The following is a 12,692-nucleotide window of genomic DNA, read 5'->3' as shown; positions in this document are numbered from 1 at the left end:
TGCTCCCTCCCACAGGTATTATGCGTTGTTAGTGGAGTTTGAGGCGCGGTTCGGTGCCTCGGCCAATCTTGCTCCCCAACATCAGCATTGCCGTACGGAAGAACCCATACAGCGCCATCTGGTGCATGCGGTACAGCGACACATAGAACATCCGCGCCAGCCAACCTTCCAGCATCACACTGCCGGTCAGGTTGCCCATCAGGTTGCCCACCGCTGAGAAGCGCGACAGCGAAATCAACGAACCGTAGTCGGTGTACTTATAGGTTGGCAGTTCCTTGCCTTCAATGCGCAATTTCAGCGATTTAGCCAACAGCGAAGCTTGCTGATGTGCAGCCTGGGCCCGAGGCGGTACATTGCGGTCGGTGCCCGGTTGCGGGCAGGCAGCGCAATCACCAAAGGCGAAGATGTTTTCATCGCGGGTGGTTTGCAGGGTTTGCAGCACCTGCAGCTGATTGATGCGGTTGGTTTCCAGGCCATCGATGTCCTTGAGGAAACCTGGTGCGCGAATCCCGGCCGCCCATACCTTGAGGCTGGCGGGAATCACTTGCCCGCTGCTGGTGATCAGGGCGTCGGCAGTCACTTCACTGACCGCCGAGTTGGTCAGCACGGTCACGCCGAGTTTCTCCAGGGTTTTATGCACCGGCCCGCCGATGCGCTCCGGCAGCGCGGGCAATACTCGCGGGCCGGCTTCGATCAGGGTGATGTGCATGTTCTCTGGCTTGATGCGGTCCAGGCCATAGGCAGCCAGCTCATGGGCGGCGTTATGCAGCTCGGCGGCCAGCTCGACGCCGGTGGCACCGGCACCGACGATGGCAACGCTGATCTGTTCAACGGCATCGGTCTGCCCGGCATGGGCGCGCAGGTAGTGGTTGAGCAGTTGCTGGTGAAAACGCTCGGCCTGCTTGCGGGTGTCGAGAAACAGGCAATGTTGCGCCGCGCCTTCGGTGCCGAAGTCGTTGGTAGTGCTGCCCACGGCGATTACCAGGCTGTCATAGCCCAGTACGCGCGCAGGTACCAGTTCGCGCCCTTCTTCGTCGAGGGTGGCGGCCAGCTGGATTTTTTTCTGTTCGCGATCAAGCCCGCTCATGCGTCCCAGCTGGAACTCGAAGTGGTTCCATTTAGCTTGGGCAACATAGTTGAGTTCGTCTTCAGAAGAGTTCAGCGAGCCGGCGGCCACTTCGTGCAGCAGGGGCTTCCAGATGTGGGTCAGGTTGGCGTCCACCAGCGTAATGCTGGCCTTGCCGCGCTTGCCCAGGGTCTTACCCAGGCGGGTAGCCAACTCCAGGCCGCCGGCGCCGCCGCCGACGATAATAATACGATGGGTCATGGGGATATCTCGCAAGGCTAAAAGAAATCGGAGCAGTTACCCTCGCGAGCGCCAGGCAGCTCATAGCGTCAGGTAACTCAATAGGCGGCTCAGCACACCGAGCCCGATCACCACTACCAGCACCACGCAGAGGAGCAGCCACGGCCGGAAAGGCTTGCGCTCGACTCTGTTCTGGGAGAGTTGCAGGTACTCTTGGACATGCTGTTGGTCATCGGGGTTCAGGCGGCTGGTCATAAAGGCCTCGTCAGGTAGACGTTGCAAAAGGGCGCCACGTTACAGACAGGGTTGGCGCTATCGCCATAAGCGTAGCCGGTGCCGGTGTCACAGGCTGATGCCAACGTCGAATACTATGCTGCGCCCCAGGTTGTTGCGCAAGAAATCCGGTGCCTCCGGGTGGGCGAACAGCACCCGGGCAAAGGTCGGGCCCACCAACGACAGCGAGCGCCAGCCCTGGCGCAAATACTCGGTGGGCGGCGGGAAGTGGCTGTTGAGGTCCAGCACTTCGCGTTTGAGGCTGGCAAAGGCGATGAGATCCAGCTCGCCCAGGTCCATGCCGCGTTCTTTGTAGTTGTGGGCTTTTTTACGCAGCGTCGGCGCCAGGCGCAGCAGGAACTCATGGGCCGGGATGCGCCGTGGCTTGGCTTCGCGCCGCACCAGCTGGCTCAAGGAGAACGCACTGCGCCTGCGCAGTAATTCGTCGCGCCACTCGTCGTTCAGACGGCGGCCTTCGTCCAGCACGAAAAACACCTCGAAGCTGGCGTCGCGAAACAACACATCCGGCGGCTCCTGGCCTGCGGCGTGAAATTCTTCGACGCGGTAGGGCACATTCAAGCCTTGCAGCAGTCGCTGGCAAACCCAACGCTCACGCTCCCATTTGCGGGCATTGGACAGAAACGCATTGGCTTGTTCGGCTGCTACGGTGAGCAGGCGCAAATAATCTGAGTCATCCATATGCGCAGCTTAGCGTTCAAATGATGACCACAGGAAGTCTTGCTTGTGCCGAGTTGCTGCTGAAACAGCTGGGTCTCTCTGCCAGTGAGATCCAAATGTGGGAGGGGGCTTGCTCCTGATCGCAGAGTGCCAGCCAGCACATGTATCGGCTGCTAGACCGCATCGGGAGCAAGCCACCTCCCACATTTGAATCTCGCTCCGAACCAGACCAATATTAAAACCCAGGTGTAGACTGCTCACTCGGCAGCAAGCTTTTTGTAGAGGAAGTGCATCCGTGATCAGTGCAGCTGTTCTGGCGCCATCGACCCTCGGCATCGGTTGGCTGTTGTATGCGCCCGTGCTGATATGGGCGGTGCTGCGCTCGCCGTGGGTCGAGTTGTTCGCCGACCGACGGCGCCAGCACTTACTGTTCGGCACGGTGTTCGCGCTGTTCATGCTGTGGCTGGTGCGACGGGATTTCGATACCGGGGTCTCTTACCACTTTATCGGCATGACCGCCGTCACCTTGCTGCTGGATTGGCCGCTGGCAATCGTCGGTGGGTTTGCCGCTCAGCTCGGCCTCATGCTGCTGGGGCGCCAGGACCTGGCAGCGCTCGGAGTCAATGGCCTGCTCCTGATCGGGTTGCCGGTGCTGGTCACCGAAGGCTGTGCGCTGCTGGTCGAGCGGGCGCAACCGCGAAACCCCTTTGTGTATATCTTCTGTTCCGGTTTTTTTGCCGCAGCGCTGTCGGCCTTGCTGTGCCTGTTGGCCGGGCTGGGTTTGTTGTGGTTTGACGGCCGCTTTGCGATGCCGCAATGGCTGGAAGATTTTGTGGGCTACCTTTGGCTGATCATCTTTCCCGAAGCCTTTATCAACGGCATGGTCATCAGCGCATTGGTGGTGTTCTGCCCGGAATGGCTGGAGACCTTCAACCGTACCCGCTACCTCTCGGCGCCGTGGAAGGACGATGATTCACGGCGTTGATCCAAGTCAAATGCCGGGCAACGGCGCAGGTCCATGCTCTGCAAAATTTTCAGGAGCACGGATCATGAGTGTGTATGAGTGGGCACGGCAGGAGTTGCGCAGAAGCCAGGATGCAGCGCAGGAAATCGGTTTTGACCCAGGTTTGACCTTGCGCGCCATGCTCAGCGCGGTGGTGCAGCAAAGCAAGGGCGTACGCAGTTTTGAAGACCTGGCCGACGAACTGCAATACCTCGCAGAAAACCTCGACGACCAGCAGGAATATGCCTTTATGCGGCCTTAGTGGCGCGGTGGCAGGTCTTCGGAAAACAGCTCGTCTTCGGCATCCGGGGCCACGGGGATCTTGTGTTCCTCGGCGGCCCAGGCGCCCAGGTCGATGAGTTTGCAACGGTCCGAGCAGAACGGCCGGTTGAGGTTGGTCGCTTTCCATTCCACGGGGGCACCGCAGGTTGGGCAATCGACGGTCAGGGGTTGGCTCATGATCGGCCTCCACGCAAAGTAAGGTAAAAATGGTGCAGTCGTTCGACCTCGCCATGCAGCCAGGCAAGGTCCTGGTCATTGACCAGTACATCATCGGCATGGCTCAGGCGGTCTTCGCGGCTGGACTGGGCCTTGAGAATCGCCTGCACCTGTCGTTCGCTGATGCCATCGCGCTGCAGGGTACGCTGAATCTGCAGCGATTGCGGCACGTCGATCACCAGGATGCGCTGGGTCATGCTGTATTGGCCTGACTCGATCAGCAGCGGTGACACCAGGATCGCGTAAGGCGAACGGGCGCGCGCCAAGTGACTGCGAATTTCCTCGGCGATCAACGGGTGCAGCAGGGCTTCCAGCCACAGGCGTTCTTCGGGGACCTCAAAGATCAGTTTCCGCAGCGCGGCGCGGTCCAGCTGGCCGTCGGGGTACAGCACGCCGCTGCCGAAATGCTCGGCAATGCACGCCAGTGCCGGCCGCCCAGGCTCGACGACCCAGCGGGCAGCATGATCGGCATCCACCAGGTCGATGCCCAGCTTGATAAAGTGCTCGGCCGCAGCGCTTTTGCCGCTGCCAATGCCGCCCGTGAGGCCAAGAATCCAGGGTGTTGCGACAGAAGTGGTCATCTGAAACCGACAGACTGCAAATAGAAGTCGGTTATTTGACCACCCCAGAGCAATGCAATCCAGCCGGCAATTGCCAGGCAGGGACCAAATGGCATCGGTGCTGACACCGGGGCCTTGCGCAAACGCAATAGAATCAGCCCGGCAATCAAGCCCAACAGTGAGGCCATCAGCAATGTCATCGGCAGTATCTGCCACCCACCCCAGGCCCCCAGTAATGCCAATAACTTAAAGTCGCCATGGCCCATGCCATCTTTACCGGTGACCAGCTTGAACAGCCAGAACACGCTCCACAGGCTCATGTAGCCAATGACCGCGCCCCACAGCGCATCGGGCAAGGTCGCCAGCAGGTCGGCGCTGTTGAGGAGGAGTCCCAGCCATAGCAGCGGCAGCACCAGCGCATCCGGTAACAATTGATGGTCGAGATCAATCAGGCTCAGGCCCAGTAAGCCCCAGCTCAACAACAGCACCGCGCCGGCCTGCCAGCCAAAACCGAAGTGCCAGGCAACAGTGGCCGAGATCAACGCACAGGCCAGCTCGGTTAAGGGGTAACGAAGGCTGATGGGCTCACGGCAATGGGCACAACGCCCCCTGAGCAACAGGTAGCTGAGCAGTGGAATATTTTCCCAGGGCCGAATCGGCTGTTCGCAACGGGGGCAGCAGGAATTCGGGCGCATCAGGTTATAGGCCGGCCCGGCGGATGCGGCAGGCAAGCCGAGGATCTCATGGGCCTGGGCACGCCATTCGCGCTCGAGCATTTTTGGCAGCCGCCACACCAGCACATTGAGGAAACTGCCGACGATCAGACCCAGCACCAGTGCCATGGCGACGAAAAACCAGGATTGTTCAGTCAGCAGCAGGATCAAAATGCCGTACCCAGTTGAAAGACCGGCAGGTACATGGCGATCACCAGTGCCCCGACAATGCCCCCCAGTACCACCATGATCAGCGGTTCCATCAGGCTGGTGAGGTTATCGACCAAGGTGTCCACGTCCGCCTCGTAGTGGTTCGCGACTTTTTCCAACATCCGGTCCAGCGTGCCGGATTCTTCACCGATGGCCGTCATCTGGATCGCCATGCCTGGAAACAGGCCGCTGCCGGCCATGGAGTGGTTCAATTGCATGCCTGTGGATACATCGTGGCGCATACGTTCAATTGCCTGTTTGAATGGTCCATTGCCGACGGCGCCGGCCACCGAGCCCAATGCCTGCACGAGGGGCACGCCCGCTGCAAAGGTGGTTGAAAGCGTGCGGGCGTAACGAGCGACCGCAGAGTTGTGCAGCAGTTTGCCTGCCAGGGGTATTTTCAACAAACCCGCTTGCAGCCGATGGCGAAAGCCTGGGTAAGCTCGGTAAGCCTGGCGCAGCCCTGCCAGCGACGCACCCAAGCCCAGCGCCAGCACCCACCACGCCTGTTGCAGGAATTCGGACAGGGCAATGACCGCCAAGGTAAACCCGGGCAATTGGCTGTCGACGCCGGCGAACAGGTTCTGGAATTGTGGCACTACGTGTATCAACAGCACCGCGCTGACCAGTGTGGCAACCACCAGTACCGCGACAGGGTAGGTCATGGCCTTTTTGATCCTGGCTTTGAGCCGTTGGCTTTTTTCCAGGTGAATCGCCACGCGCTCCAGTAGGGTTTCCAGGGCACCTGCCTGTTCCCCGGCGGCGACCAGGTTGCAGTACAGATCGTCGAAATAACGTGGATGTTGGCGCAGCGCATCGGCCAAGCTGTTGCCGCTGGCGATCTGCTGTTTCAAGGCTTTGACAAGATCACTCACCTGCCGGTTCTCGACGCCCTCGCTGATGATGTCGAAGGCTTGTAGCAACGGGATGCCGGCCTTGAGCAATGTGGCCAACTGGCGGGTGAGCAGGGCGATATCCGCAGGCAATATTCGTGGGACGAAGATCGGCCGAGATGCGGGCTTCTTGCGCACACGCTCGGGGCAGATCCCTTGCTGGCGCAATTGTGCCTTGATCAGCGCAAGGTCATGACCAGCAATTTGCCCGCACACCCTGCGTCCTTTGCGGTTGATGCCTTCCCAGGCGTAGATCGTTGACGTGTCATTCATGTCGGGTTTGCGCACGCTGCTAATGAAGAATTTATAGCTTAGTCAGCTAGGGGGCCGGGCAGGCTGGCGTTCAGGAATAAAATGTCAGAATGTGCGTCCTGTACGCGATTGGCCGCGCGGGCATGAGTACACTGACGCCGTTGCACACTACGGGGCGCAGGAAGTGCCTTGTCATGGTTCTATTCTGGAGAGTGAAAGAGATGCGTCAAAAAGGCTTTACCTTGATCGAGTTGTTGATCGTTGTGGCAATCATCGGCATTCTGGCCACCATCGGTTTGCCCATGTATACCAAGCACCAGGCCAAGGCCAAGTTCACGGCGGGTCTGGCTGAAATCAGCGCGTTGAAGGCTGGCTACGAAGACACCATCAACCAGGGCACCGTGCCGACCCTTGCCCTGATCGGCGGTACCAGTCCCACCGCCAACTGCAAGATCGAGGTAGCAGGTGATGTGGCCTCGGGCGCCGGCTCCATCCGTTGTGAAATTCTCGATGCGCCGGCGCCCGTGCTGGGCAAGACCATTACCCTGACCCGCAGCGCCACCACCGGCTGGACCTGCGCCACCACGGTTGAGGCGCAGTACGCTGCCAAAGGCTGTGGCACCAACGGCGCGTGACGCCGCCGGGCGGTGAGCGAGCCAGTTGCTGCATGCCCGATGCAGTGCTAGCTTTAGCCCACCGCCCGTGTAGCTCAGCCGGTAGAGCAGCGCACTCGTAACGCGAAGGTCGCAGGTTCGATTCCTGTCTCGGGCACCAAGGCACCACCGCTTCAAAGGCAATGTTTTCAGATGATCCCAGAATGGTTCTGAAGGCCAGACGAGCCGGCATTCGTGCCCGCTCTTTTGTATCTGCGCAACCTTGATGACCCAGATGCATCCCCATTCCTTGATCTAAGAGAACGACATGACCACGACTGAGATGACCCAGGAAGTTCGGCACCAAGCAGCGCTCGAAAAATATCTCGAGGAGTCGCCGCAGCTTAAAGAAGAGATCAAAGAACTGAGCGCTGACGACCAGCGTGACCAGATCCAGTGGGCATTCGAAGATGAGGCCGAGAGCCAGGGCTACCAGCCTTGGGAACTGACCCTCAAGTACACCTCGACGCCTGAAGAGTTTGAAGCCGCACGGCTGGCTTTGCACAAAGAGGCAGCCGAAGTGCTGGGTGTCGAATGGGAAGAGTACTGCGAGATGAATAACCTAGTAGTTTAAAAGCAGTCTGTAGGAGCGAGCTTGCTCGCGAAAAACGTTAACGATAACGCGTGAATTCTGATTGCACGCGGTGCCCTTGAGTTTTTCGCGAGCAAGCTCGCTCCTACTATCAAGGCACTTTAGATACTCAGGCGCATCGACAGATCCACCGCCTTCACATCCTTGGTCATCGCGCCAATGGAGATGTAGTCCACACCGGTTTCAGCGATAGGTAGCAGCGTGGTTTCGTTGATCCCGCCGCTGGCTTCCAGCTTGGCCTTGCCGGCGGTCAGGCGCACGGCTTCGCGCATGTCGTCCAGGCTCAGTTCATCCAGCATGATGATATCGGCACCCGCCGCCAGGGCTTCGCGCAATTCTTCCAGGCTTTCCACTTCGATTTCCACCGGCTTGCCCGGGGCGATCTTGTGAGCGGCCGTGATGGCCTGGGTTATACCCCCACAGGCGGCAATGTGGTTTTCCTTGATCAGGAACGCGTCATACAGCCCGATGCGGTGATTATGGCAACCGCCGCAGCTGACTGCGTACTTCTGCGCCAGGCGCAGGCCCGGCAATGTCTTGCGGGTGTCCAGCAGCTTGACCTGGGTACTGGCAACAAAGTCCGCCAGGAACTGCGCACGGGTGGCGACGCCTGACAGCATCTGCAGGAAGTTCAGCGCACAGCGTTCACCGCTGAGCAGCGAGCGTGCCGGGCCTTCAAGGTGGAACAGCGCCTGGTTAGGGTTGACCCGTTCACCGTCGGCCACCTGCCAATGCACGGCTACCCGAGGGTCCAGTTGGCGGAACACCGCATCCACCCACGCCGTACCGGCAATAACGGCCGCCTCGCGGGTAATGATCGTCGCCTTGGCCAGCCGTTCGACCGGGATCAACTGTGCGGTGATGTCGCCACTGCCGATGTCTTCCAGGAGCGCGCGGCGCACGTTGGCTTCAATTTCGGCGGTGAGGTCGGCGAGACGGAGATTCGGCATAACAGGCTCCACAAACAAAGTGCCACGATTATAGGGGCTGCGCGCGTTTGAACCCAGGCTCGCCACTCAATTACCGCGCCAAGGCATAGTTTGCTGGCGCAACTACCCTCATTTGCAAGATAATCTCGCGCCTTGCGATTGGCGTCATAGCTTTGACGTTCTGGTGGTAGCCGGGTGTTTGCAGTGCCTCCCGGGCCTGCCCCCGTTCTTTCCCCCTCTCAACACCGCCGTTTCAGGAGGCCAGGATGCACAATGACGGAAAGGTGGTGCCTTTCAACAGGGCACAGGCCACGCCATCGCCGCTCGCGCGCCTGCCTGTGGTGGTGTTGCAGGTGCGTGACAAGGCCGCGCAACAGTTACAACAGGGTTTGCAGGAGTTGTTCGATAACGCCGACGACACTCTGTTCGAAATGGCTGACAAGGCCCGTAGCACCGTCGACCATCATATTTTCTTCGAGGCCATGCGCGACCTGCGCCTCAAGCGCAAGAACTTCGAGCGCGTATTCATGGAACAGCTGTTCGTCGCCTTTGCCGATCTGGGCCTGGCCGGGCGCGGCGACATGCACCTGGTGCCGGTGGTGTCTTACGAAGGTGCGTCCGGTACGAGCGCGGATGAAGCGGAAAAAGCCGTGGCCCTGGAAGCGATGCTCAGTCGAGTACGGCATCGCGATGGGCTGGCACTGGGGCAACTGAGCGCGCGGTTCAGTGAATTGCTTGGCCGGCGCCTGGATGACCACGAGAACCCACTGGGGCCGGCCTTGCTTTGCGAGTTCTTCCTGCAGGCCGGACGCAGCCTGGGGGTGGAGATCCGGGTCAAGCTGATCATGCTCAAGCTATTTGAAAAATATGTGCTCAGCGACGCTGACCTGCTGTACGCCGAAGCCAATCAGCTTCTGGTCGCCACTGGGGTATTGCCCGAACTCAAGGCCGTTCCGTCCCGTCGTTCCGGCGGGCCTGCGACCCGTGAGCAGCCCCACGCGAACCAGTCGATCACCGAGCCGCCGTTCGAGCCAAGCGGACAAGAGGCCTTCAGTGCCTTGCAAAAATGGCTGGTGGCCGTGCGTGGCAGCGTAGCGCCGACCCTCGAAGCCAGTACCGAGCCGCAACCCATCGCCACCCGCGACCTGCTGCGCCTGCTGTCGCATTTGCAACAGTACGTCCCGGAGCCCGACGCCGAGGACGATTTCGACCTGCGCAATCAGCTTGAGCAGCTACTGACTCGGGTCAGTGTCAAGAGTGGCAGGTCGCGGGTGCTGGAAGAGGCTGACGAAGATGTGATCAACCTGGTCGCCTTGTTGTTTGAGTTCATTCGCGATGACCCCAGCGTGCCGGATGCTTTCAAGGGTTTGATTGCCCGCTTGCAGATTCCGATGCTGAAAGTCGCGGTGTTGGACAAAAGCCTGTTCAGCTGCGCGAACCATCCGGTGCGACGCTTGCTCAATGAAATCGCGAACGCCGCCATGGGATGGAGCCCGCCGGGGGATAACCCGCACGATTACCTCTACCTGCGTATCGAACAGGTCGTACAGCGGTTGCTGAATGAGTTTGTCGAAGACACGGCAATTTTTTCCCAGCTACTGGCGCAGTTCAGCGTGTTTACCGCCGATGAGCGCAGGCGTAGTGAGTTGCTGGAGCGGCACACCCATGAAACCGAGCAAGAGCGCCTGCGTACCGAGGCTGCTCGCCAGCGTGTGGCGCAAGTGATCAATCGACGGATTATGGGTAAAATCTTGCCGCAGTTTTTGCTGCACTTCCTGCAGCAGGCCTGGAGTCAGGTGCTGTTGTTGACCACGCTCAAGCACGGTGAACAGTCCCTGCCATGGCAAACGGCACTGCGCACCATGGATGAGTTGATCTGGAGTGCTGGCCTGCAGGAAGACACCGAGGCAGGTCGGCGTTTGCTCGAGCAGTTACCTGGGTTGCTCAAGGCATTGCGCGACGGTCTGGCCAGCGCGGCGTTCGATTCGTTCAGCACCCGTGAGTTTTTCCTGCAGTTGCAGGCTATGCATGTGCAGCCGTCAGGGGGCGTCGATGTAATGGTCGAAGTCCGCGAGCCTTTCGTCTTCAACTCGGGCCTGTCGACCTCCCTTGAGCCTCTGGCTCATGATGATCCCGACCTGCTCACGGCCCAGCAGTTGCGGATTGGCACCTGGATTGAGCTGCAGCAAAACGACGCCCCCATCCTGCGCTGCAAATTGACGGCAATCATGGCGCCTGCCAATACCTATGTGTTTGTCAGTCGCACGGGGCTCAAGGTTCTGGAGCAAACCGCCGGGCAATTGGCCCTGGCCTTCAAGCGTGGCACGCTACGCACGCTGGATGATGGCTTGCTGTTCGAACGTGCGCTGGCTGCGGTGGTGGGCAACCTGCGTCAACTCAATCGCGGCAAGTGATCGCAACCGCAGGGCGGAACGCGGCATACTGGTAACACTTAGTCTCATTCAAGGAGCCTGTATGCAGTTGGACCCCGCCAGCGGCTGGTGCCAGGGCATTCGTCACTGCCCTTCGCCCAACTTCAACGAGCGCCCGGAAGGCGAAATCTCGCTGTTGGTTGTGCACAACATCAGCTTGCCGCCGGCGCAGTTCGCCACTGGCAAGGTGCAGGAGTTTTTCCAGAATCGCCTGAATATCTCGGAACATCCCTACTTTGAGGGGATTGCACACCTACGTGTATCTGCGCATTTTCTGATTGAGCGTGACGGCATTGTGACGCAATTTGTTTCTTGTCGGGAACGAGCCTGGCATGCAGGTGTTTCCAGCTTCGAGGGCCGCGAAGTGTGCAACGATTTCTCCCTGGGGATCGAGCTGGAGGGCACTGACGAATTGCCATTTACCGATGCCCAGTACAGGTCGCTGATCGACCTGACACGCCAGCTGCTTACGGCCTACCCGAAGATTACCCAACAACGTATTTGTGGTCATAGCGACATCGCTCCGGGACGCAAGACCGACCCGGGCCCCGCTTTTGATTGGACGCGCTTTCTTAGCGCCCTGCAGGATGGAGGACACGAACAATGAGTTTCCTGGTGTTGGTGCTGGCGGTCTGGATCGAGAAGTTCTCGGCCTTGCGCCTGCGGCTGCAGCGCGATGGCGGTTGGCTGCGTGAGCTGGCCAGGCTGGAGTCGAGCTCGCGCATGGGTAAGCGTCCCTGGCTGACCCTACTGGTCACGGTGCTGTTGCCCGTAGCGTTGCTGGCCCTGTTGTTGCTGATACTGGAGCCGGTGGCCTATGGCCTGCTGGCATTGCCGGTGCACTTGTTGGTGGTGATCTACAGCCTGGGCCGTGGTGATCTGCTGGCAGGGCTGGGGCCTTTTCGTGACGCCTGGCGGCGCGGTGACCTGCAGGCTGCCGAACACGTGGCCGAGCGCGATCTGAAGCTGGGCGCCGACAGTGGCGAGCAATTGCTGGAGCGCGTCCAGGGCTACTTGCTGTGGCAGGCGTATCAGAGCTTTTTCGCGGTGATTTTCTGGTATTTCCTGCTGGGCCCAGTGGCCGCCTTGGCCTACCGCCTGTTGGCGCTGGCCAGCGAGCATAGCCAGAACCCCTTGGTGGCCGAGCGCGCCACGCAATTGCGTCACGCGTTTGACTGGTTGCCGGTACGCCTGCTGGCGGCGAGTTTTGCCTTGGTGGGCAATTTCGTCGGGGTCAGTCGTGTGATGCTCCACGAACTGCTGAGCTGGGACATCAGCGCTGCACAACTGATGGAAAAAGTCGGGCTGGCCGCTGCCGAAATTCCGCCGCCGGTGGTGGGTGCTGATGGCATCAACAGCCTGGATCGGCTGTGGGAGCTGCTGCTGCGTGCGGCGGTGCTGTGGTATGCCGGCTTTGCCATCTGGACCGTGTTGCCCTAAACATTGCGGGAGGGGGCTTGTCTCCGATCTAACTGATGCACCGCGATCCAAATGTGGGAGGGGCGGTGCGACGATTCGACTTGCCCCCGATGGCGGCCTGACAGCCGACCAGGATGTTGGATCAGACCGAGTACATATCCGTTGCTGCGGTAACGGCGATATTGGTTCCGCTTTTACAGCGGGTCACTTTTGAAAAGCGCAAAAGTAACCAAAACGCTCTTGCCCCACCACTCGGCACCTCGCCCAGGCTCGGTGTGCCC

Annotated in this window: 15 protein-coding genes and 1 tRNA gene; 8 read left to right on the top strand and 8 right to left on the bottom strand. The window is 59.9% G+C overall.

Going from position 1 to position 12,692, the window contains the following annotated elements:
- Nucleotides 1-28 precede the first annotated feature (28 nt).
- The 3 genes from KVH01_RS29255 to KVH01_RS29245 all read right to left on the bottom strand — a co-directional run bounded on the left by KVH01_RS29255 (nucleotide 29) and on the right by KVH01_RS29245 (nucleotide 2,278).
- Nucleotides 29-1,327, bottom strand: coding sequence for an NAD(P)/FAD-dependent oxidoreductase (locus tag KVH01_RS29255; RefSeq protein ID WP_217883784.1), 1,299 nt, complete (start codon nucleotides 1,325-1,327; stop codon nucleotides 29-31).
- A 60-nt stretch (nucleotides 1,328-1,387) separates the two neighbouring features.
- A complete protein-coding gene (locus KVH01_RS29250) occupies nucleotides 1,388-1,561 on the bottom strand; it encodes a DUF3094 family protein (protein ID WP_043049308.1) in 174 nt (57 codons plus the stop codon).
- An 87-nt stretch (nucleotides 1,562-1,648) separates the two neighbouring features.
- Nucleotides 1,649-2,278, bottom strand: a complete 630-nt coding sequence (locus KVH01_RS29245; protein WP_217883783.1) for a DUF1780 domain-containing protein — start codon at nucleotides 2,276-2,278, stop codon at nucleotides 1,649-1,651.
- Between the two features lie 274 nt (nucleotides 2,279-2,552).
- Here KVH01_RS29245 and KVH01_RS29240 point away from each other — a divergent pair, with 274 nt between their 5' ends.
- Both KVH01_RS29240 and KVH01_RS29235 read left to right on the top strand, forming a co-directional pair.
- Nucleotides 2,553-3,242: an energy-coupling factor ABC transporter permease gene (locus tag KVH01_RS29240; protein WP_217883782.1), complete on the top strand. Its 690-nt coding sequence runs from the start codon at nucleotides 2,553-2,555 to the stop codon at nucleotides 3,240-3,242.
- Between the two features lie 64 nt (nucleotides 3,243-3,306).
- The gene (locus tag KVH01_RS29235) at nucleotides 3,307-3,522 is read left to right on the top strand and encodes a hypothetical protein (protein ID WP_003171680.1); all 216 of its coding nucleotides are present in this window, start codon (nucleotides 3,307-3,309) and stop codon (nucleotides 3,520-3,522) included.
- Here the strand turns inward: KVH01_RS29235 and yacG are convergent.
- From yacG to KVH01_RS29215, 4 genes are read right to left on the bottom strand one after another with little or no spacing between them, the layout of a single operon-like run.
- On the bottom strand, nucleotides 3,519-3,719 hold the full coding sequence (gene yacG, locus KVH01_RS29230; protein ID WP_003188437.1) for a DNA gyrase inhibitor YacG: 201 nt from the start codon (nucleotides 3,717-3,719) through the stop codon (nucleotides 3,519-3,521). The two genes, KVH01_RS29235 and yacG, sit on opposite strands and share 4 nt — an antisense overlap.
- Entirely contained in the window at nucleotides 3,716-4,339 is a 624-nt protein-coding gene (coaE, locus tag KVH01_RS29225) for a dephospho-CoA kinase (RefSeq protein ID WP_217883781.1), read from the bottom strand. The genes yacG and coaE overlap by 4 nt, the downstream gene beginning before the upstream one ends.
- On the bottom strand, nucleotides 4,336-5,202 hold the full coding sequence (locus tag KVH01_RS29220; RefSeq protein ID WP_318836592.1) for a prepilin peptidase: 867 nt from the start codon (nucleotides 5,200-5,202) through the stop codon (nucleotides 4,336-4,338). The genes coaE and KVH01_RS29220 overlap by 4 nt, the downstream gene beginning before the upstream one ends.
- Nucleotides 5,199-6,407: a type II secretion system F family protein gene (locus tag KVH01_RS29215; protein ID WP_217883780.1), complete on the bottom strand. Its 1,209-nt coding sequence runs from the start codon at nucleotides 6,405-6,407 to the stop codon at nucleotides 5,199-5,201. Before KVH01_RS29215 ends, KVH01_RS29220 begins: the two co-directional genes overlap by 4 nt.
- A gap of 200 nt (nucleotides 6,408-6,607) precedes the next feature.
- Between KVH01_RS29215 and KVH01_RS29210 the strand changes: the two genes are divergently transcribed.
- The 3 genes from KVH01_RS29210 to KVH01_RS29200 all read left to right on the top strand — a co-directional run bounded on the left by KVH01_RS29210 (nucleotide 6,608) and on the right by KVH01_RS29200 (nucleotide 7,613).
- On the top strand, nucleotides 6,608-7,021 hold the full coding sequence (locus KVH01_RS29210) for a pilin (RefSeq protein WP_217883779.1): 414 nt from the start codon (nucleotides 6,608-6,610) through the stop codon (nucleotides 7,019-7,021).
- A gap of 63 nt (nucleotides 7,022-7,084) precedes the next feature.
- Nucleotides 7,085-7,160 (top strand) — tRNA-Thr (locus KVH01_RS29205).
- A 147-nt stretch (nucleotides 7,161-7,307) separates the two neighbouring features.
- Complete coding sequence (locus tag KVH01_RS29200) at nucleotides 7,308-7,613, top strand: DUF6388 family protein (RefSeq protein WP_124399322.1); 306 nt, start codon at nucleotides 7,308-7,310, stop codon at nucleotides 7,611-7,613.
- A gap of 119 nt (nucleotides 7,614-7,732) precedes the next feature.
- Here the strand turns inward: KVH01_RS29200 and nadC are convergent, their stop codons facing one another.
- On the bottom strand, nucleotides 7,733-8,581 hold the full coding sequence (gene nadC / locus KVH01_RS29195) for a carboxylating nicotinate-nucleotide diphosphorylase (RefSeq protein WP_217883778.1): 849 nt from the start codon (nucleotides 8,579-8,581) through the stop codon (nucleotides 7,733-7,735).
- A 245-nt stretch (nucleotides 8,582-8,826) separates the two neighbouring features.
- On the opposite strand from nadC, the gene KVH01_RS29190 reads away from it, so the two are divergent.
- From KVH01_RS29190 to ampE, 3 genes are all read left to right on the top strand, one after another.
- Nucleotides 8,827-10,974 (top strand): DUF1631 domain-containing protein, encoded by a 2,148-nt coding sequence (locus tag KVH01_RS29190; RefSeq protein WP_217883777.1) that lies wholly within the window; start codon nucleotides 8,827-8,829, stop codon nucleotides 10,972-10,974.
- A gap of 61 nt (nucleotides 10,975-11,035) precedes the next feature.
- Nucleotides 11,036-11,599: a 1,6-anhydro-N-acetylmuramyl-L-alanine amidase AmpD gene (gene ampD / locus KVH01_RS29185; RefSeq protein WP_217883776.1), complete on the top strand. Its 564-nt coding sequence runs from the start codon at nucleotides 11,036-11,038 to the stop codon at nucleotides 11,597-11,599.
- Nucleotides 11,596-12,432, top strand: a complete 837-nt coding sequence (ampE, locus tag KVH01_RS29180; protein WP_217883775.1) for a regulatory signaling modulator protein AmpE — start codon at nucleotides 11,596-11,598, stop codon at nucleotides 12,430-12,432. The genes ampD and ampE overlap by 4 nt, the downstream gene beginning before the upstream one ends.
- Nucleotides 12,433-12,692: the final 260 nt, after the last annotated feature.

It is taken from the genome of Pseudomonas khavaziana (assembly GCF_019145205.1).
In the GTDB taxonomy this organism is placed as follows: Bacteria; Pseudomonadota; Gammaproteobacteria; order Pseudomonadales; family Pseudomonadaceae; genus Aquipseudomonas; species Aquipseudomonas khavaziana.
This window is presented reverse-complemented; position numbering and strand designations above follow the sequence as displayed.